This is a genomic window from Bacillus sp. FSL L8-0167, assembly GCF_038630295.1.
GTDB lineage: Bacteria > Bacillota > Bacilli > Bacillales > Bacillaceae > Bacillus > Bacillus safensis.
Map to the genome: position 1 here is coordinate 1407291 of NZ_CP152027.1, position 21784 is coordinate 1429074.

The window sequence follows — 21784 nt, forward strand, 5'->3', positions numbered from 1 at the left end:
GCGATGCCTAAAAAGAATAAAATGATGAACAGAGGCGCGGCAATTGCGAGTATTTGCTTCGCCCTGTTTTTCTTTATCATCCTTGCACGTTTTATCTATATTCAGATTACAGGAACGGTCGATGGCCAAGTGTTAGCCGCAAAGGCAAATGAACAATATCAATCGAAGAAAACACTTGAAGCCAAAAGAGGGTCTATTTTAGACCGAAATGGAAATGTGATTGCAGAGGATACGTCTGTTTATAAGCTCATTGCGGTCATGAGCAAGAAAATGACAGTCGACCCAAAGCACCCGATGCATGTCGTCGACAAAGAAAAGACAGCAAAAGAGCTGTCAAAAGTCATTGATATGAGTGAAAGCGAAATTTTAAAGCGTCTGAATACTAAAGGTGCGTTCCAAGTGGAGTTTGGTAAAGCTGGGAAAGACATCAGTTTTTCAACAAAGGAAAAAATTGAAAAGCTAAAGCTTCCAGGGATCGCATTTGAAAAAGACACGAAGCGATATTATCCAAACGGCATGTTTGCGTCGAATCTGATCGGTTATGCAAGATTAGATGAGGCAACGAAGGACATGTCAGGCGCGATGGGACTTGAGAAGGCGCTGAACAAATTTTTAAAAGAAAAAGACGGCTATGTGACATATAACAGTGACAGAAGCGGATGGGCTCTTCCAAATAGTAAAGAAGACATTGTCGCTCCGAAGGATGGGAAAAATGTCACGCTGACCATCGATCAAAAAATCCAGGCGTTCCTTGAAGAAAGTATGACGCAGGTTGCCAAAAAATATAAACCGAAGAAAATCATTGCCACAGTCGTTGACCCAAAAACGGGAAAGGTGCTCGCGATGGGACAGCGGCCAAGCTTTAATTTAAATGAATTAGACATTACGAATTATAACAATGATGTCATTTCATATGCGTTTGAACCAGGTTCAACGATGAAAATCTTCACACTTGCTGCAGCAATCCAAGAAGGGGTCTACCAAGGCAATGATAAATATCAATCTGGTACTTATAAAGTAGGAGGAGGCCTTGTAAGAGACCACAACAATGGAAATGGATGGGGAAAAATTGACTTTCATGAAGGTGTTCTCCGTTCGTCTAACGTAGCTTTTGCAAAGCTGGCAAAAGAAAAACTAGGCTTCACGCGCTACGAACAATATTTGCAGAAGTTCCATTTCTATGACAAAACAGGTATTGACTTGCCGAACGAAGCGTCTAGTAAAATCAATTACAGATACGAATATGACAAAGCATCGACGGCTTACGGTCAAGCGTCTGCCATTACACCGATTCAACAAATAGAAGCAGCGACAGCGATAGCAAACGGTGGAACGATGATGAAGCCATATGTTATTGATCATATTACAGACCCGAACACAAACAAAACAATTTTACAGCACGAACCAACAGTAGCTGGAAAGCCAATTTCCTCTGATACAGCAAAGCAAGTCCGTGACATTTTAGGTGAGGTGGTTTCCTCGAAGATTGGAACAGGCCAGCCTTACCAAATCAAAGGATTTGACGTTGCTGGGAAAACAGGAACAGGACAAATTGGCGGTGCCGGCGGTTATCTCAAAGGAAGAAACGATTACGTCTTTTCATTTATGGGAATGGCGCCAAAAGATGATCCGAAGCTGCTCGTTTATGTAGCTGTACAGCAGCCGCAGCTGTCTGACACAGAAACTGGCTCTGCCCCAGTTGCACAAATCTTTAACCCAGTGATGAAAAATAGTCTGCTATATTTAAATATTGCACCAACAAAAACAGACGATAAAAAATCAGGCGAACAAAAAGTGAAGCAAGAAACAATGCCTTCATTCTTAGATTTAGAAGTGAAGCAGGCGGAAACAGAAGCCAAAAACAAAAACTTAACGCCTGTTGTCATCGGCGACGGCCTCTCCATTAAACGACAGTGGCCAAGTGCAGGCTCTGAATTCTCTGAAAGCCAGAAAGTTTTCTTGAAAACAGCAGGAAAAACGATAAAAATGCCTGATATGACAGGCTGGTCGAGACGGGAAGTCCTTCAATATGCATCCATTTCCGGTGTGCATATCGAAACAAAGGGACAAGGATATGCTGTCAAACAAAGTGTGAAAAGAGGATCGGAGATTTCAGATAAAGTCGTCACTGTGACATTTAAAAGTCCGAATTAACTGCAAAACCTAGCAAACCACTTGCTAGGTTTTTTCTTTTGCCGAGCGGGATAGACGAGACGTTCTACATAAGGACGGGCCTGCATATGATGGAAACAAGCCATATGTATGTAAGGAGTGAACCAGGCGTGCGAGTATCAAGTGTAACAGTGAGAAAACGATTGCTTTTCGTGCTGCTGTTTGGGGTGATCATTTTTTTCATCATAGATACTAGATTAGGATATGTACAGTTTATTATGGGCGAGAAGCTCACAAGCTTAGCAAAAGATTCATGGAGCCGGAACCTCCCGTTCGAACCAGAAAGGGGAGATATTTTGGACCGAAATGGGGTAGAGCTTGCGACGAACAAAAGTGCCCCATCTATATTGGTCGTCCCGCGGCAAATTAAAAATCCGGCAGAAACAAGCAAAAAACTGGCGGCAGTACTGAATATGTCTGAAGAGAAAGCGTACAAGCACGTCACAAAGAAAACATCCATCGAACGAATTTCTCCAGAAGGGAGAAAAGTATCTCATGAAAAAGCAAAAGAAGTCAGAGAGCTTGATTTAGATGGTGTTTATGTTGCAGAAGACAGCATCAGACACTATCCATTTGGCAGTTTTCTTTCTCATGTGCTGGGCTTCGCTGGAATTGATAATCAAGGGTTACTTGGACTGGAAGCCTATTATGATGATGACCTAAAAGGTGAAAAAGGCTCTGTAAAGTTCTATTCCGATGCAAAAGGGCAGAAAATGCCAGATGAAGCAGATGATTATACACCGCCTAAAGATGGTCTTGATATGAAGTTAACTGTCGATGCGAAGGTGCAAACCATTATAGAACGGGAATTAGACAATGCGCAGGCAAAATATAACCCAGATGGGATGATTGCAATTGCGATGAACCCGAAGAACGGTGAAGTGCTTGGGATGTCGAGCAGACCGGATTTTGATCCAGCGGATTATCAATCAGTTGACTCGAAAGTGTTTAACCGAAATCTACCGGTGTGGAGCACATATGAGCCAGGTTCGACGTTTAAAATTATTACGCTTGCAGCAGCACTAGAAGAGAAAAAAGTCAATTTAAAACGCGATCATTTTTTTGACAGCGGTTCTGTGACAGTTGATGGTGCAAGACTTAGGTGCTGGAAAAAAGGCGGCCACGGATCACAGTCATTTTTAGAAGTGGTTCAAAACTCCTGTAACCCCGGTTTTGTTGAACTAGGCGACCGTCTAGGAAAGGATAAATTATTTTCCTATATTAAAAATTTCGGATTTGGCCAAAAAACAGGAATCGATCTTCAAGGGGAAGGGCGAGGCATTTTGTTCCCGCTGGACCGGGTTGGCCCTGTAGAGCAGGCGACAACTGCCTTTGGTCAAGGTGTATCTGTTACGCCGATACAGCAAGTAGCTGCCGTAGCAGCTGCGGTAAATGGCGGAACACTTTACACGCCGTACATTGCAAAAGAATGGATAGATCCAATCACAAAAGAGGTAGTGAAAAAGCAATCACCGATTGCCAAAAAGAAAGTGATTTCAGCAGAAACATCCAAAGAAATCAGATATGCGCTTGAAAGTGTAGTCGCTCAAGGAACTGGCCGAAATGCATTTGTTGAAGGATATCGAGTTGGCGGAAAAACAGGGACAGCACAGAAAGTAAAAGACGGCAAGTACATGGAAAATAACCACATTGTGTCGTTTATCGGGTTTGCGCCTGCTGATGATCCAAGTATCGTTGTATATGTGGCTGTAGATAACCCGAAAGGCACTATTCAATTTGGCGGGACAGTTGCTGCACCAATTGTGGGTCATATTATGCGGGACAGCCTGCCTGAGATGGGTGTGAAAAAAAGAAAAGGACAAATTGAAAAGAAGTACCAGTGGCTGGACACAAAAACCATTGAAGTACCGAATCTTGTAGGGGGATCTGTTTCAGACCTTGAATCCTTACTGATTAACCTTAAGATCGATGCTTCTGGAACGGGCAGTAAAGTGGTGAAGCAATCGCCTGCTGCCGGGACAAAGGTCAAGGAAGGCTCCACCATCAGATTATACTTAAACGATGAATAATAAAGAATGAACAGAGGGTAGCCGCACTCATTCGGCTGCCTCTTTTTGTTGAAAGAGAAGGTCTGTTTGAAAAAAAGAGCCTAAAGTGTGTTTTTTCCAAGAGAAACTTAAGGAATACGCTGGATGTATCCTTTTTTTTACGATAAAATATAGACTGTGTGTTTTTTTCACAAGACATGCACGTGAACGAATTTGAGAGGTTTGATATGAAATGAAATTACAAGAACTCCTTACATACTTTAAAAGTGAAAATGACGAATTAATAAACGAAAATCCTGATATCACTTCCATTGAAATGGATTCAAGAGAGGTGAAAAAAGGAAGCCTTTTTGTCTGTATAAAAGGCTATACAGTAGATGGACACGATTATGCTGAAAAAGCGGTGAAAAGCGGGGCTGCAGCGATTGTAGCAGAACACCCTCTTAACATATCAGATGTACCAGTCATTATTGTAAAACACTCTCAAAGAGCTCTTGCAAGAATAGCTGATGCGTTTTACGAGCAGCCAACTCATAAGCTGAATCTCATCGGGATCACAGGAACAAACGGAAAAACTTCGACAACACACATGATTGAACAAATGATGAGAAAAGCTGAAAAGAAAACAGGCTTAATCGGTACAATGTATATAAAGGTGAATGATGACATTCTCGATGTGAAAAACACTACACCTGAAAGTGTCACACTTCAGAAAACCTTTAAACAGATGCTTGACCAAGATGTAGACACAGCCATTATGGAAGTTTCATCACATGCACTGCATCTTGGCAGGGTACATGGATGTGATTATGATATTGCCGTTTTCACAAACCTTTCGCAGGACCATCTTGATTACCACAACACAATGGAAGAATATAAACATGCGAAAAGCTTGCTATTTTCACAGCTTGGCAGTGCCTTTCATCACGATAAGCCAAAGCATGCGATTTTAAATGCAGATGATGACGCTTCGAGTTATTATGAAAAAGTTACAGCTGCTGAAGTCATGACATATGGCTTAGAGCAAAAAGCAGATGTGATGGCAAAGAATATTCAAATCAAACCGAAGGGAACTCAATTTGATTTGATCACTCCAATTGGCACAAAAAATGTGACAGTTGCCCTCATCGGTAAGTTTAATGTGTACAACATCCTAGCAGCTGTATCAGTAGGGATCGTATCTGGCTTAACATTTGAAACGATTGTAAGTGCTATTGAAGAGCTGGAGGGAGTCAAAGGCCGATTTGAACTTGTGAACTGTGATCAAGATTTTCCTGTTATTGTCGATTACGCCCATACACCTGACAGCTTAGAAAATGTCCTGACAACGTGTAGAGAATTAACAGAGGGCAAAATTTTCTGTGTGATAGGCTGCGGCGGTGACCGTGATAAAACAAAGCGTCCTCAAATGGCCCAAATCGCTGTGAAGTATGCAGATGAACCTGTATTTACATCAGACAACCCAAGAAGCGAAGATCCTTCAGCTATTTTAAAGGATATGGAAAATGGGGTGCCAGACGCATATTATCATAGTTTTGTGAATCGCAAACAAGCCATCTTTTTTGCAATTGCCAATGCGAAAAAAGGCGATACAGTCTTAATAGCGGGTAAAGGTCATGAGACATATCAAATCGTTGGCGATCAAGTTTACGATTTTGATGATGCACAGGTTGCTATGGACGCTATTTTAGATCTAAACAAATCTTAAAATGATGAAAAGAGTGTAATGAAATGAAGCATTTTGTACAAAAACAACATACGAAGAACGTGAATGAATACCTTAATAATGAATGTAATTTTCTGATGGAAAACGGCTTTGGAAATTCGGAAGGAGTAAAGAACGATGCTTGAACAGGTGATATTGTTTACAATCATAATGGGATTTTTAATCAGTGTTCTTTTATCCCCGATTTTTATTCCGTTTTTAAGAAGGCTTAAATTTGGTCAAAGTATTAGAGAAGAAGGACCACAGTCTCACCAAAAGAAATCAGGTACTCCGACAATGGGCGGAATTATGATTATCTTTTCTATTACAATTACAACGATTGTGATGATCAACAAATTTTCTGAGATTAGTCCAGAAATGTTTTTATTGTTATTTGTCACGCTTGGCTACGGTCTATTAGGATTTTTAGATGATTATATTAAAGTAGCGATGAAACGAAACCTAGGTTTAACATCGAAACAGAAATTAATCGGTCAAATCGTGATCGCAGTGATTTTTTATGCAGTCTTCCATTATTATCAGTTTGCAACGACGATTCGCATTCCAGGAACAGATGTCAGCTTTGATTTAGGATGGGCTTACTTTATCCTTGTCGTTTTCATGCTTGTCGGAGGTTCTAATGCCGTGAACTTAACGGATGGACTGGATGGTCTATTATCTGGAACTGCTGCAATTGCCTTCGGAGCCTTTGCTATACTGGCTTGGAATCAATCACAGTACGATGTAGCGATCTTTTCAGTAGCTGTTGCTGGAGCCGTTCTTGGGTTTCTTGTGTTTAACGCGCATCCTGCAAAAGTATTTATGGGTGATACAGGGTCGCTTGCTTTAGGCGGAGCGATTGTAGCGATTGCCATTTTAACAAAGCTTGAAATTTTGCTTGTCATTATTGGAGGAGTATTTGTTGTCGAAACGTTATCTGTTATTCTTCAAGTGATCTCCTTTAAAACAACTGGAAAAAGAATCTTCAAGATGAGTCCGCTTCACCACCACTATGAGTTAGTTGGCTGGTCTGAGTGGAGAGTAGTTGTCACCTTCTGGACAGCTGGTTTATTACTTGCTGTTTTAGGAATTTACATCGAGGTGTGGTTATAATTGAATAAGATGCAAATGTTAAAAAACGAACATGTACTAGTATTAGGTCTTGCAAAAAGCGGATATGCGGCAGCTTCAATTCTTCATGAGCATGGAGTAAATGTCATAGTAAATGACCAAAAGCCGTTTGAAGAAAATGAACCTGCTCAGCTTCTTTCTGAAAAGGGGATAGATGTCATTTGCGGCAGCCATCCTCTTCGTATGTTCGATGATAAAGAAATTACGATTTTAATTAAAAATCCTGGAATTCCATATGAAAATGTGATGGTTCAAGAGGCGCTTCGCCGCCAAATTCCAGTTTGGACGGAAATAGAATTAGCTTATCATTTAACCTCAGCTCCTTTTATTGGGATTACTGGATCAAATGGAAAAACCACTACCACGACTTTGATTTATGAAATGTTGAAACAAGACCGTCAAAAAACTTTAGTGGCAGGTAATATTGGCACAGTTGCCAGCGAAGTCGCTGCAAAGGCAGCTGGTGATGAGTGGATCGTAACTGAACTCTCTTCTTTTCAGTTAATGGGAACAGTTGAATTCAGACCTAAAATCAGCTTAATATTAAATATTTTTGATGCACATTTAGACTATCACCACACTCGTGATGAATATGAAAAAGCAAAGCAGAAAGTTTACGCACATCAACTGGATGATGACATAGCAGTCATTAACCTCGATGATCCATCAGTCGTAAAACTGGCTGAAGCTTCAAAAGCAAAAAAAGTGTTTTTCTCCGTGAAAGAGCAAGTAGAACATGGTGCGTATATTAAAAATGGTGCGATCTACTACATGAATGAACATATCATCGATTTAAAGGATGTTGTTCTTCCTGGTGAGCATAACCAAGAAAATATTTTGGCAGCTATTTGTGTCGTGAAAAATGCAGGCTGTTCAAATGAAGCAATCGCACACGTTCTCACGACATTTAGTGGAGTGAAGCACCGTCTGCAGTTTGTAGATACAATTCAAAGCAGAAAATTCTATAACGATAGTAAAGCCACCAATATACTGGCAACAAGTAAAGCATTGTCAGCTTTTGAGCAGCCGACTATTTTATTAGCCGGCGGACTTGACCGGGGCAATGAATTTGATGAATTGAAACCTTTTATGAAAAATGTAAAAGGAATTATTACATTTGGTGAGACGGCACCTAAGTTTGTGAAGCTTGGTGAAGAACTGGGAATACATCACGTAAAACATGTCGATAATGTTGAACAAGCAGTACCTGCGGCGTTTAACATTTCTGAAGAAGAAGACGTGATTTTATTATCCCCGGCTTGTGCAAGCTGGGATCAGCATAAAACATTTGAAGAACGTGGAGACATGTTTGTAAACGCCGTGCATATGCTTAAATAAGGGCTTGTCTCTCGTATGACTGACAGCCCAAATGAAATTATGCTTGGGGTGTCGGTCTCTTGACGAATAAGAAAACTTCTCCGGACTTTTTGCTTGTTGTCATTACGTTACTTTTATTGACGATTGGTTTAATTATGGTGTACAGCGCTAGTGCTGTGTGGGCATCGTATAAATTTGATGATTCGTTTTATTTTGCAAAAAGACAGCTTTTGTTTGCCGGAATCGGAGTTATCGCGATGTTTTTCATTATGCGAGTCGATTATTGGACGTGGCGGACTTGGTCAAAGATATTGATTGCTGTTTGTTTTCTCCTTTTGTTGCTTGTACTTATTCCTGGTATCGGTATGGAGAGAAATGGATCAAGAAGCTGGATCGGTGTCGGTGCGTTTAGTATTCAGCCCTCTGAATTTATGAAGCTTGCGATGATTGCGTTTCTTGCAAAATTCTTATCTGAAAAACAAAAAAATATCACATCCTTTCGTAAAGGTTTCGCACCAGCATTAGGCATTGTGTTTTCTGCATTTGCCATCATCATGCTGCAGCCAGATTTGGGAACAGGGACGGTAATGGTTGGAACCTGTATTATTATGATATTTGTTTCAGGTGCGAGAATTGCTCACTTTATATTTCTCGGTCTTTTAGGGCTCAGCGGATTTGCTGCACTAGTCTTATCAGCGCCCTACCGCATAAAACGAATTACATCGTACTTAAATCCTTGGGAAGATCCACTAGGCAGTGGGTTTCAAATTATTCAATCCTTATACGCTGTTGGTCCAGGCGGTTTGTTCGGGATGGGTCTCGGTCAAAGTAGACAAAAATTCTTTTATTTACCTGAGCCTCAAACAGACTTCATCTTTGCAATATTGTCTGAAGAACTTGGCTTTATAGGAGGATCACTCATTTTGCTGCTCTTTAGTGTTCTATTATGGAGAGGCATACGAATAGCACTTGGAGCCCCAGACTTATATGGAAGTTTCCTAGCAGTTGGCATTATTTCAATGGTTGCCATTCAAGTGATGATTAATATCGCAGTTGTTACTGGACTTATCCCTGTGACAGGTATCACGCTCCCATTCCTAAGTTATGGCGGCTCATCACTGACATTAATGCTGATGGCCATTGGCGTACTCTTGAATGTAAGCAGGTACGCTAGATACTAATGCTGCTAGTTCATGAAACCATGATGACATTTATTTTGCAAAAGTACAAAAAAATGATTTGAAGAGTGAAAAAGACAGCTTTAGTATCCGAAAACATGTTTTTTACCTCTTCTTTACAGGTTTTAACGGAGCCCTGTTGTTTAAAACAGGGTTTATACTTTGTTCAGAGCAGAAAAAAATTGAGGGGAAATGGTATAATGCGTATAGTAATCAGTGGAGGCGGAACAGGCGGACATATTTATCCGGCCTTAGCTTTTATTAAAGAAGTGAAAAGACTGCATCCTGATGTAGAATTTTTATATATTGGTACTGAAAATGGACTTGAAAAGAAAATTGTAGAAAGAGAAAATATCCCTTTCAAGTCCATAGAAATTTCAGGTTTTAAAAGAAAGCTTTCCTTTGATAATGTAAAAACGGTGATGAGATTTCTAAAAGGCGTTCAAAAAAGTAAATCTTACTTAAAGGAATTTAAGCCAGATGCGGTCATTGGAACAGGTGGTTATGTGTGCGGCCCTGTTGTTTATGCAGCTTCTAAGCTGAAGATTCCGACCATTATTCACGAACAGAACAGCCTGCCTGGTATCACAAATAAGTTTTTAGCAAGGTATGTTGATAAGGTAGCCATCTGTTTTGAAGAAGCAAAGGCACATTTTCCATCTGAAAAGGTTGTATTTACGGGAAACCCTAGAGCCTCTGAAGTCGTCTCTATAAAAGAGGGGAAATCTCTGAAGGAGTTTGGGCTGGATGAAAAGAAAAAAACGGTTCTTATTTTTGGCGGGAGCCGGGGGGCTGCGCCGATTAATAGAGCAGTTATTGACATGCAAGATGAATTAAAGGCTAAGAACTATCAGCTTTTATATATCACAGGTGAGGTTCATTATGAAAAAGTGCTGAACGAACTAAAGGAAAAAGGTGCAGCACCTAATATGATTACAAAGCCTTTCTTGCATCAAATGCCGGAGTACTTGAAATCGATTGATGTGATTGTTGCAAGAGCGGGAGCCACAACGATTGCTGAAGTGACAGCCCTTGGAATTCCAACTATTTTTATTCCAAGTCCATACGTGACGGCAAATCACCAGGAAATCAATGCAAGATCACTAGAAAAGCATGACGCTGCAATCGTTTTAAGAGAATCAGAGCTTTCTGGAGAGAGCCTCCTTCATGCCATTGATGAAATTGCTGGTCATGAAGAAAAATTAAACGAAATGAGCCGTTTAACAAAAGAACTCGGAGTACCAGATGCGGCTGGACGTTTATATAATGTATTAAAAGAAATTACGACTACATGATGGAATGATATTAGGTAAGGCGGAGGGTAATATGGAGAACTTGAAGAATGAATTATTAGAAGCGCAAGTCGGTAAAGTGCTTGAAAATGAGCCGCTTGCAAATCATACGACAATGAAAATAGGCGGGCCGGCTGATCTATTGATCGTTCCTAAAGATATTGATGCAGTTAAAACGATCATGGATCAGATAAAAAAACACCATGCGGACTGGACGGTTATTGGAAGAGGATCAAATTTACTCGTACTTGATAAAGGAATACGCGGTGTCGTCCTGAAGTTAGGCGCTGGACTTGATCACTTAACTGTAAATGGTGAAGAAATTACAGTTGGCGGCGGCTATTCTGTTGTAAGGCTTGCAACGTCTCTTAGTAAGCAGGGTCTTTCAGGGCTGGAATTTGCAGCTGGTATTCCAGGGTCTATTGGCGGCGCTGTTTATATGAACGCAGGTGCGCACGGATCTGATATCAGTAAAATTCTTGTGAAAGCGAGAATCTTATTTGAAGATGGAAGCATCGAGTGGCTAACAAATGAGCAGATGAACTTTAGCTACAGAACGTCTGTCCTTCAAAAGGAACGACCAGGCATTGTTCTCGAGGCCGTGTTTAAGTTAAAACAGGATGATCGCGAGAAAATCACAAAGAAAATGCAGCAAAATAAAGACTATCGCAAGGAAACACAGCCTTATAATCGACCATGTGCGGGAAGTATTTTTCGAAATCCGCTGCCTGAATATGCAGGACAGCTTGTAGAAAAAGCGAATTTAAAAGGGTACCAAATTGGCGGAGCAAGAATCTCTGACATGCATGGAAACTTTATTGTGAACGCTGGCGGGGCTACTGCTCAAGACGTGCTGGACTTAATTCAGTACATCCAAAAGAAAATTAAAGATGACTACAATGTAGATATGCATACAGAAGTAGAAATTATCGGTGAAGCAAATTAAAAGCAAGATTTATGAATGATGGCATCACAGGAAAACAAACGGCATGAAGAATGCCGTTTGTTTTCTCATCAAAATGATGACCCAAAGGTGTGGACAAGCAGCTTTGAATGGGGTGAAGAATATATATGCGGCCTGATCATGAAAATGAAAAGATCGTCAATATAGAAGAACGGATTCCTAAAATTAAAGAACAAAGGAAGCAGAAAGCGAATCGGAGACTAATCTCTTTTATTCTACTGTTTTTTATCATGGTTTTAATCATTATTTATTTGCAGACACCAATCAGTAAAATTTCTTCTTTAACTATTACGGGTAACGAGCATGTCCCTACAAAACAGCTTGTGAAACTTTCCCAGATTAAAGAAGGCGAAACAGAGTTTTGGAATTTAAATAAAGATTTAACAGCAGATCATATTAAACAAAACAAACTGATTAAAAGTGTCAGTATCAAAAAACATTTTCCAAATAAGGTTAGTATTGCTGTCAAAGAATATGCCAATATTGCTTATCTTCAAAAGGGAAATCTATACTATGAGCTTCTTGAAAATGGGACAGTATTTCCAGAAGAAGTCACACCAAGTCATGCAGGACCTATTTTTGTTGATTGGGACAATAAAGAGAAGCTGAAGCAAACGGTTAGAACTTTAAATCAGCTGCCAGCCTCTATTCAGGAACTCATCTCAGAAATATATTATGTGCCGACAAGCTCAAACCAGTGGCTCGTTAAATTTTATATGAATGACGGGAACACCGTGATTGCATCAATTAAAACATTCGCTGATAAAATGAAAACCTATCCTGCCATTGTAAAAGAACTTTCGCCATCTGAAAAAGGCACAATCCATATGGAAGTCGCGACGTATTTTGAAGCGTTTAAATCTAAGAAAAAGGAAGATGAACGTTGAGAGGCAAAACAGTTATATTCTCAATTGTAATGCTTGTTCTTGGTTTTCTGATTTCTTTTTCATACCAATATACAAAGCAGCATCAGGCAGATGTCATCCGAACAGAGCAATGGAAAAAAGAATATTCCTTGAAAAGTCAGCTGACAAAGCAAGAAAAGGCGAATCAGAAACTTGAAAAAGAATTATATAGCCTACAATCACAGGTTCAAGCCACTGAGGCCAATTTGAAAAATGAAAAAGAGCAGTATTTTAATGTATTGGAAGATGTTGAGAAATACAGGATGTTTACAGGAGAGATCGGTGTAAAAGGAAAAGGGGTAAAAGTATCCCTTGAAGATGCATCTTATATCCCGAGTGGACAAAATGTCAATAATTACATTGTTCATGAGAGCCACATTTTTCATGTGATAAACGAACTGTTTATATCAGGGGCCTCTGCTGTATCTATTAATGGACAGAGAATTACACACCAATCGTACATACATTGTAACGGCCCAGTTGTTACAGTTGACGGGGTTCAGCATCCAGCGCCATTTGTTATTTCTGCTATTGGTGATCCGGCTGTGTTAATACCTGCATTAAATATTGCAGGAGGAGTAGTCGATCAGCTGACAAGTGATCACATTTCGATGACGATTGAAAAAAAGGATATTCGTATGAATCCTCTTTTAAAACACAAAGATTAAAAGTGAAAAGGTGAGTGGTGTTGAGGAAAAAGAAGCCTTTACTTAGTTTGACAGCCTTAATGGTGATATTCGGCATCATGGTCTCCATCCAATTTAATTCATTGCAAAAGCCCAAAGTTCGTGATACTCGCGATGTGTGGGAGCTAAGAGAGGATTTATCTGCATCTAAAAGTAAAGAATTGGATTTACTGAAAGAAATTGATAAATACGATGAAATGCTGAAAAAGTATGGTCATCAAGGAGATCAATCAAAAGAAGCTCAACTGACAAAAACATTAAAAGATTTAAAAGAAAAGGCTGGTTTTACAGAAGTGACAGGGGAAGGAATTGAAGTTGACATCTCTCAGCTTTTCTCCAAGGAACTGACCGGGGAAGAAGTGAAAAATATCCCGCCTGATCTTCTGAAAAAGTTAATCAACGAAGCAAATATGTATGGGGCAAAACATATTTCCATTAATGACCACCGTGTGATTAATACAAGTGTGATTCGAGATATTAATGGCACGACGAAAATGGATGGCTACAGCTTAGATGGTGATGAAGTGACCATCAAGATGATCAGCGACCAGGCCGACAAATTATATAGCCGTTTAAATGTATCAGATATTGGTGATTTGTTTGCTCAGGAAAATTTCGGCTTAAGTATTAGCCAGCCGAAGCAGCAAATTCAATTAAAAGCATATGACGGTGCGATTCAGTTAAACGAGTTGAAGCCTCTTGACGATGTAAAGGAGGGAAAATCTTAATGTGGCTTCCTGTACTTGGCTTAATCATAGGAGTTGCGATCGGTTTCTTAACAAATTTTACGATACCGAATGAGTATTCTAATTATCTTTCCCTCGCTGTACTTGCTGCGCTTGATACATTGATTGGTGGAATCAGGGCACATCTGCAAGGGGCATACGATGAACTAGTGTTTGTATCAGGCTTTTTCTTTAATATTATACTTGCAATAAGTTTAGCTTTTCTGGGCGTCCATCTTGGTGTAGACTTGTATTTAGTCGGAATGTTTGCTTTCGGCGTTAGATTGTTTCAAAATATAGCAGTTATTCGAAGAATTCTACTAACAAAATGGACAATTTCTAGAGAAAAAAAGAAAAAAAGTGAGTCATAAAAAAGGATATACATATGATGTAACGAATATTTTCAGTAATCCTAATAAAAAATGTTGATTTTTTAAGTTTTGTTACACACTTGTAAAAACACATTCATTGTATTGTTGTTCAGCAAATAATAGAATAGAAAGTATTGATATGTGAGGAGGTGCCATAGAATGAACAACAATGAAATTTACGTCAGCCTTGACATCGGTACATCCAATATAAAAGTCATCGTCGGAGAAATGGCGGATGATTCGCTTAACATTATAGGTGTTGGAAATGTCCCTTCAGAAGGGTTAAAAAAAGGATCGATTGTTGATATAGATGAGACAGTTCATTCTATTAGACAAGCATTTGAACAGGCTGAAAGAATGGTAGGTTTTCCTTTACAAAAGGCGATTGTCGGAATTAACGGAAACCACATTCATATTCAGAACACGAGCGGCGTGGTCGCAGTATCTAGTGAAAACAAAGAAATACATGCTGAAGATGTGAGACGTGTCTTAGATGCTGCACAGGTAGTATCTATTCCTCAAGAACATCTCGTCGTAGACGTCATCCCGAGACAATTTATCGTCGACGGAAGAGATGAGATCACTGATCCGAAAAAAATGCTTGGTGTTCGGCTAGAGGTGGATGGAACGTTAATTACAGGTTCTAAGACGATTCTACATAACTGGCTCCGATGTGTAGAAAGAGCTGGAATTGAAATTATGGATATTTGCTTGCAGCCGCTCGCATCGGGCTCAGCAGCATTATCGAAAGATGAAAAAAATCTAGGGGTAGCTCTCGTCGATATTGGCGGCGGATCTACAACGATTTCCGTATTTGAAAACGGGCATCTCTATTCTACTCACAGTATCCCTTTGGGCGGAGAGAACATTACAAAAGATTTGTCTATAGGACTTAGAACTTCTACTGAAGAAGCTGAACGAATCAAAAAACAATTTGGACATGCGTTTTATGATGAGGCATCGTCTGAGGAAACATTTGAAGTTTCTGTCATCGGTACCGATCAGAAACAGACGTATACACAGCTTGAAGCGGCTAATATCATCGAGGCGCGGCTGGAAGAAATCTTGCTCTTTGTGGCAGAGGAATTAAGAAATATGGGTGTCCATGATTTGCCTGGAGGATTCGTTTTAACAGGTGGACAGGCAGCTATACCAGGTATCCTTTCTCTTGCACAAACGGTCTTGCAAAACAATGTTAGAATTGCAAGTCCGAATTATATTGGGGTGAGAGAACCTCAGTATATGACAGGAGTGGGTCTGATCCACTTTGCTTATCGCAATGCAAAGATTCAGGGCAGACAGGTTGGATTCCAAATGCCGGATGAGGCGTTTCATGAAGTAGGCGCGTCCATGGAGCCGGTTTCTTCTGCACCACAAGTAAAAGAAGCGCAGCCAAGACCGAAAGTAAAACAAAAAGCACAAGAAGAGACAAATAAAAAACCGGGCAAAATGAAAAAACTATTTAATATGTTCTGGGAATAGAATTAGATTTTCGACGGATTAGGAGGATTCAGCATGTTGGAGTTTGAAACAAATATAGACGGCCTAGCATCAATTAAAGTAATCGGAGTAGGTGGAGGCGGAAATAACGCTGTCAACCGAATGATCGAAAATGACGTACAAGGTGTCGATTTCATTGCAGTCAACACAGATGCACAGGCGTTAAATCTATCAAAAGCAGAAACGAAAATGCAAATCGGTGCTAAGCTGACAAGAGGGCTTGGAGCAGGTGCGAATCCTGAAGTCGGTAAAAAAGCTGCTGAGGAAAGCAAAGAACAGATTGAAGAAGTATTAAAAGGCGCAGACATGGTCTTTGTTACTGCTGGTATGGGCGGTGGAACTGGTACGGGTGCTGCACCTGTCATTGCAAAAATCGCAAAAGATTCTGGTGCATTGACAGTTGGAGTCGTGACTCGTCCTTTCACATTTGAAGGAAGAAAGCGTCAGCTTCAAGCAGTCGAAGGAATTGCTTCTATGAAGGAAGCAGTTGACACATTAATTGTGATTCCAAATGATCGCTTGCTTGAAATTGTTGATAAAAACACGCCAATGCTTGAAGCATTCCGTGCAGCAGATAACGTGCTACGACAAGGTGTTCAAGGGATCTCAGATCTTATTGCTACACCAGGTTTAATCAACCTTGACTTTGCTGACGTGAAAACGATCATGTCCAATAAAGGTTCTGCTCTTATGGGTATCGGTGTTGCGACTGGTGAAAATCGTGCCGCTGAAGCTGCGAAGAAAGCTATTTCTTCACCACTTCTGGAAACGGCAATCGACGGTGCACAAGGTGTCATCATGAATATTACTGGTGGTACGAACCTAAGTCTTTATGAGGTACAAGAAGCAGCGGACATTGTGGCTTCTGCATCTGATGAAGATGTAAACATGATTTTCGGTTCTGTCATTAATGATAACTTGAAGGATGAAATTGTGGTAACCGTGATCGCAACGGGATTTATTGAGCAAGAGCCAGAGGTGTCAAAACCACAAAGAAATCCATTAGGGCAAGGATTAAAGCAAAATCAATCCATTCCTCAAAAACGTGAAGTCAAGCGTGAGGAACATCAGCAGTCATCATCTCAGCCGAGACAAAATACACAATCAAGCGATGATACGCTGGATATCCCAACGTTCTTGCGCAATCGTAATAAACGCTAATCGAGTATCACTCATCCCCTTCCACCGGAAGGGGATTTTTTCATGTCCAATATATAAAGAAACCTGTATCACTCCTAATCAAAAAGTCTTAAATCTGTCTGGGCTACTTTATTCAACATATGTATTTCGACTTAGAGTGATTAAGTAAAAAGAATCATTTTTAAATCCTATTACAAAAAGCGACAAAATGATGAACTTTATTTGACTACATTAAATAGAACACCATGAATCTTGTCATGAACAAAGGAAAGGGAGGAGTTAAACCCATACACTGTTTGACCATTTGAGGAGGAGGGATTTGATTGAAAGTGAAGTTTCGCAAGACCGCCGGCTATCGTTTGATGAGTCTTTTGGTGATTGGTACTTTAACGATGACAAGCTTTGGGATGGTTCAAGCAAAATCGACTTCTACCTCATATCAAGATGAAGCTGTTTCCTCCAAGAAAACAAAAGCAAAGATCTCATCTAGATTAATGAAACAGTTTCAACAAGAAGACAAGGTGACCTTTTTAGTCAAAATGAAGGAACAAACCAATGTCAAAAAAGTGGCGAAGGATGCTGTGTCAAAGGCCAAAAAACAGAAGTTAACAGCAGCTAAAACGCAGTACACAAAAAGATCAGCTGTCGTATCAGAACTAAGAGCGACGTCTGAAGAGACGCAAGAAGCGCTGCTTGCTTATTTACAAAAGGCACAAAAGAAAAAGCAAGTGAAGGATATTCATTCGTACTATATTGTAAATGGTCTCGCTGTGACGGGAACGAAAGAAGTCATGGAAAAGGTGGCTTCCTTCCCAGAAGTAGATCAAGTGCTGCCAAATGAAATCCGTCAAATCCATCGTCCTGTTGATTTGAAGACTTCAAAGAAAAACAAACAAATCAAAGCAGCAGATGGAATCGAGTGGAACATTTCTCAAGTTCATGCCCCAGAAGCGTGGGCTTTAGGCTATGACGGAACTGGTACCGTTGTGGCAAGTATTGATACAGGTGTGGAATGGGATCATCCTGCATTAAAAGAAAAATACCGTGGATTTGATCCTGCACGTCCGAATGAACCTTCTCATGAATTCAATTGGTACGATGCAACGACAGGTTCTGAAGCGCCATACGATGATTTAGAGCATGGTACACATGTAACGGGAACGATGGTTGGCTCTGAGCCAAATGGAGAGAATCAAATTGGAGTCGCACCAGGTGCAAAATGGATCGCGGTGAAAGCTTTCTCAGAAGATGGTGGATCAGATGCTGATCTGCTTGACGCAGGTGAATGGATTTTAGCTCCAAAAGATAAAAACGGAACCCCTCATCCAGAAAAGGCGCCAGATGTGGTCAATAATTCTTGGGGCGGTGGGCCTGGTCTTGATGATTGGTATAAAGATGTGGTCAATGCTTGGAGAGCTGCGGACATCTTCCCAGAATTTTCAGCTGGTAATACGGATTTATTTAACCCTGGCGGTGAGGGATCTATTGCAAATCCTGCGAACTATCCCGAAGCCTTTGCGACGGGTGCAACAGATCAAAACAACAAACTGGGTTCTTTCTCTTTGCAAGGTCCCTCTCCATATGGGGTCATGAAACCAGATATTGCGGCCCCAGGGGTAAACATTCGTTCTTCTATTCCAGGGAAAGGGTATGAGGATGGCTGGAATGGAACCTCGATGGCAGGTCCGCATGTTTCAGCTGTTGTGGCTCTTCTGCGCCAAGTACAGTCAGATCTGTCTGTTGAAGAGATTGAAGAAATTCTCATTGATACTGCAAAACCACTGACAGATCAACAATTCCCGGAATCCCCTAACAATGGCTATGGGGCAGGATTAGTTGATGCAAAAGAAGCCATTACAGCATTAACAGATGGAATTGGCAAGATTGAAGGGCAGGTAACAACAGAAGGAGAAGATACAGAACCACCTGTTTTTTCTCATAAAGGACCGAATGAAATTTTTGCCTCTACGCCAACACCTCTTAGTATTACAGCAGAAGATGAAGTAGCTGTGACAAATGTCTCCTTGAGCTATCAAGTGGATCAAGGGAAAAGGGAGACGCTTCAAGCAAAACGAACGGATGGAAATCATTTAAAAGGGACATATGTTGTCCAGCTCCCAGAACTTGAGGGAGAAAACGTCACGTACCGATGGATTGTGAAAGATTTTGGAGAAAATGAAGCCGCATCAGAACCGTATACGCTTTCGATTAAAACATCCATCACGACTGGCTACTCGCAAGATTTTGAAGCTTGGCCAAGTGGATGGTTCAGTGGTGGAACAAAAGATCCTTGGCAGTGGGGGAAGCCGACCACAGGTCCGAAACAGGCCTTTACTGGAGATCATGTCTACGCTACAAACCTAGACAGTCCTTATGAAAATCAAACAGATGCTCATTTATCTATGCCGATGATTGCTGTACCTGAGTCAGGCTCCTCCTTTTTACAATTTCAATACTGGCATGACCTTGAAGCAAATTATGACTATGTGCATATTCATGTGCAGCCTGAGGGGGAAGATGCTGTCCAAGTGGCAGCCTACACAGGCAAAACAAGTGGATGGACAAAAGGAGAAGTAGATTTATCTGCCTACAAAGGTCAGAACGTGAGAGTTATTTTTCAGCTAAGAACGGATGGCAGTGTGACAAAAGACGGTTTTTATTTAGATGATGTGAAAATAACAGATCAAGCCTTGCCTCAAAAGGCAAAGAAACAACTTGGCGTCATCAAAAAAGAAAAGCCAGCACAGGAGCAGAAGAAACCCGTCGATCCGAAAAGTGCAAAGCCTGCTAAAATAAAAGAAAAGCATGTCCAGATGAAAAAGGAAAAAAGCTTAGATGCCCCATCTATCAAAGCTCTTCCGATGAAGGCAGAAATCAGTGTTCTTGAAAGCGGCAAGTCCACGTACACAGATGAAGCGACAGGGAGATATCAGCTTTCTCATGGTGCAGGGGAATTTACAGTGAAAGCTGAAGCATATGGCTTTGAATCACGCACACAAAAAGTCAATATTTCTGCAAATGATCAAGCAGAGGCAAATTTTTCATTACAGCCACTAGAAAAACGAACGATATCTGGCACAATTGTCAATGAAACAACGGGTGAAAAAGTAAAGGATGCTACGGTTTATCTTGTAGAGGATGCGAAAATTGAGCCGGTGAAAACAGATGAATCTGGCGAGTTTTCTCTAGAGGCATTGAGCGGTGTGTATACAGTCAAAGTATTTGCGAAAGGGTTTAAAGGATATTCGTTTACAGCCGATGTGACAGAAAAACCGTTTGAAAAAGCAATCAAGCTGGAACCTTTCATCGGTTTTGCTGGCGAAATTGGCTACGATGACGGAACAGCTGAAAATGCGCGGGCGTTCTATGATCCTGGTAATGGCTGGGCGGTGAAATTTTCATTAGAAAAAGGGAAGAAACAAGCGCAGGTCACAGGGGGGCTTTTCCGTTTCTGGACAACAGAGTGGCCAGCCCCTGGCGGGAATGAATTTGCGGTTGAAGTGTATGATGCTTCCGGAAAGGACGGCGCTCCAGGTGAGAAAATCGCGGGACCTTTTAAAGCGAATGCGCTGCGTAATGGTGAATGGACAAAAGTAGATTTAGAAGATCAAGCCATTACGGTGGATGGAGATTTCTATCTTGTCTATATTCAAACGAAAAAGAATACGGAATCTCCAGGCCTTGCAACAGATGAAGATGGACCAAATGCTGAAAGAAGCTGGCAGCTGACAAGCGGTGCCTTTTCTCCTTCTCCAAAAGAAGAGGGAAATTATATGATTCGTGCGCTTGTCCAATATGAAGCAGATGTGCCAGAAATAACATCTCCAAAGGCTGGAACGATCACGAACAAAGATGAACTGGAGATTGAAGGTAAAGCCTCTCCAGGGCTTGATGTAGCGATCTATCAAGACGATAAAGAGATTGCCAAAGTGAAAGCAGATCAGTCGGGTGCTTTCAAAGAGAAGGTTACAGTGTCAAGCGGAGAGCATGTATTTACGGCTGCCACTGTTACGGATAAAGGCGCAACGAAAAAATCCAAATCAGTCAAGGTGATCATTGATCAAACAGCCCCAGTGGTAACGATAGATACACCAAAAAAAGGGGGGAAATCTAACAAAGAATCACTCACTGTAGAAGGAAAGGTAACCGATGATCATCTTGATCAAGTCACTGTGAATGGAAAAAAGGCAGCAATAAAAGATGGGAAATATTCTGCAAGAATCCTGCTTGAGAACGGGAAAAATACGATCAAAGTTACAGCAAAAGATGCAGCAGGAAACAAAACGACTAAAAAAGTCGATATCGATGTTCAATACGAAGCGCCTGAGATTTCTAAGCTGACCCCAGCAGAGAATGTCAATCTATCATCAGGTGAGTCTGTTAAAATTTCATTTAACAGCAGAGAAAAGCTAGACGCAACGTTTGTCATTCATATGCCGCTGACAAACGCGAGATCAAAGCTGCAAAATACAACAGAACTTCCGCTTCGTGAGGTAGCCGGCGGAACATATGAAGGCTACTGGACAGCTACTTCTACCGCTAAAGCAAAAGGTGCAGTCATTGAAGTGATTGTTCGGGATGATTATGGAAATGTTACTCGACAAAAGGCTTCAGGCACATTAAATATCAATGAAAAATAATCCTTAAAAAAAGGCACGACTCCTTGGAGCGTGTCTTTTTCGTTTCGAA

At 40.8% G+C, this 21784-nt stretch carries 15 protein-coding genes; all 15 read left to right on the top strand.

The genetic code is table 11. The annotated features are described in order from the left end of the window. Window positions 1-3: 3 nt before the first annotated feature. The 15 genes from MHB66_RS07195 (at window position 4) to MHB66_RS07265 (ending at window position 21735) form a co-directional block, all read left to right on the top strand. A complete protein-coding gene (locus MHB66_RS07195; protein ID WP_046312222.1) occupies window positions 4-2154 on the top strand; it encodes a penicillin-binding protein in 2151 nt (716 codons plus the stop codon). A gap of 128 nt (window positions 2155-2282) precedes the next feature. Beyond that, window positions 2283-4202 (top strand): stage V sporulation protein D, encoded by a 1920-nt coding sequence (locus MHB66_RS07200; protein WP_046310856.1) that lies wholly within the window; start codon window positions 2283-2285, stop codon window positions 4200-4202. A 211-nt stretch (window positions 4203-4413) separates the two neighbouring features. Then, window positions 4414-5889, top strand: coding sequence for a UDP-N-acetylmuramoyl-L-alanyl-D-glutamate--2,6-diaminopimelate ligase (locus MHB66_RS07205; protein WP_046310858.1), 1476 nt, complete (start codon window positions 4414-4416; stop codon window positions 5887-5889). A 135-nt stretch (window positions 5890-6024) separates the two neighbouring features. Continuing rightward, window positions 6025-6999 carry a phospho-N-acetylmuramoyl-pentapeptide-transferase gene (gene mraY, locus MHB66_RS07210; protein ID WP_003211854.1) on the top strand — a complete coding sequence of 325 codons (975 nt, stop codon included), beginning with the start codon at window positions 6025-6027 and terminating at the stop codon, window positions 6997-6999. Then, entirely contained in the window at window positions 7000-8355 is a 1356-nt protein-coding gene (murD, locus tag MHB66_RS07215; RefSeq protein WP_080943444.1) for a UDP-N-acetylmuramoyl-L-alanine--D-glutamate ligase, read from the top strand. Window positions 8356-8414: 59 nt separating this feature from the next. Next, window positions 8415-9515, top strand: a complete 1101-nt coding sequence (gene spoVE, locus MHB66_RS07220) for a stage V sporulation protein E (RefSeq protein WP_024424259.1) — start codon at window positions 8415-8417, stop codon at window positions 9513-9515. Between the two features lie 197 nt (window positions 9516-9712). After that, complete coding sequence (gene murG / locus MHB66_RS07225; RefSeq protein WP_046310860.1) at window positions 9713-10807, top strand: undecaprenyldiphospho-muramoylpentapeptide beta-N-acetylglucosaminyltransferase; 1095 nt, start codon at window positions 9713-9715, stop codon at window positions 10805-10807. Window positions 10808-10838: 31 nt separating this feature from the next. Then, a complete protein-coding gene (gene murB / locus MHB66_RS07230; RefSeq protein WP_034281685.1) occupies window positions 10839-11750 on the top strand; it encodes a UDP-N-acetylmuramate dehydrogenase in 912 nt (303 codons plus the stop codon). A gap of 125 nt (window positions 11751-11875) precedes the next feature. After that, the gene (locus tag MHB66_RS07235; protein ID WP_046310863.1) at window positions 11876-12655 is read left to right on the top strand and encodes a cell division protein FtsQ/DivIB; all 780 of its coding nucleotides are present in this window, start codon (window positions 11876-11878) and stop codon (window positions 12653-12655) included. Continuing rightward, complete coding sequence (locus MHB66_RS07240; protein ID WP_034281688.1) at window positions 12652-13341, top strand: DUF881 domain-containing protein; 690 nt, start codon at window positions 12652-12654, stop codon at window positions 13339-13341. The genes MHB66_RS07235 and MHB66_RS07240 overlap by 4 nt, the downstream gene beginning before the upstream one ends. A gap of 20 nt (window positions 13342-13361) precedes the next feature. Further along, on the top strand, window positions 13362-14087 hold the full coding sequence (locus tag MHB66_RS07245; protein WP_034281689.1) for a DUF881 domain-containing protein: 726 nt from the start codon (window positions 13362-13364) through the stop codon (window positions 14085-14087). Beyond that, window positions 14087-14455, top strand: a complete 369-nt coding sequence (locus MHB66_RS07250; protein ID WP_003210988.1) for a small basic family protein — start codon at window positions 14087-14089, stop codon at window positions 14453-14455. The genes MHB66_RS07245 and MHB66_RS07250 overlap by 1 nt, the downstream gene beginning before the upstream one ends. A 159-nt stretch (window positions 14456-14614) precedes the next feature. Next, window positions 14615-15937 carry a cell division protein FtsA gene (gene ftsA / locus MHB66_RS07255; protein ID WP_034281692.1) on the top strand — a complete coding sequence of 441 codons (1323 nt, stop codon included), beginning with the start codon at window positions 14615-14617 and terminating at the stop codon, window positions 15935-15937. Between the two features lie 33 nt (window positions 15938-15970). Beyond that, window positions 15971-17116 (top strand): cell division protein FtsZ, encoded by a 1146-nt coding sequence (gene ftsZ / locus MHB66_RS07260; RefSeq protein WP_024426931.1) that lies wholly within the window; start codon window positions 15971-15973, stop codon window positions 17114-17116. A gap of 302 nt (window positions 17117-17418) precedes the next feature. Further along, entirely contained in the window at window positions 17419-21735 is a 4317-nt protein-coding gene (locus tag MHB66_RS07265; RefSeq protein WP_046310866.1) for a S8 family peptidase, read from the top strand. Window positions 21736-21784 lie beyond the last annotated feature (49 nt).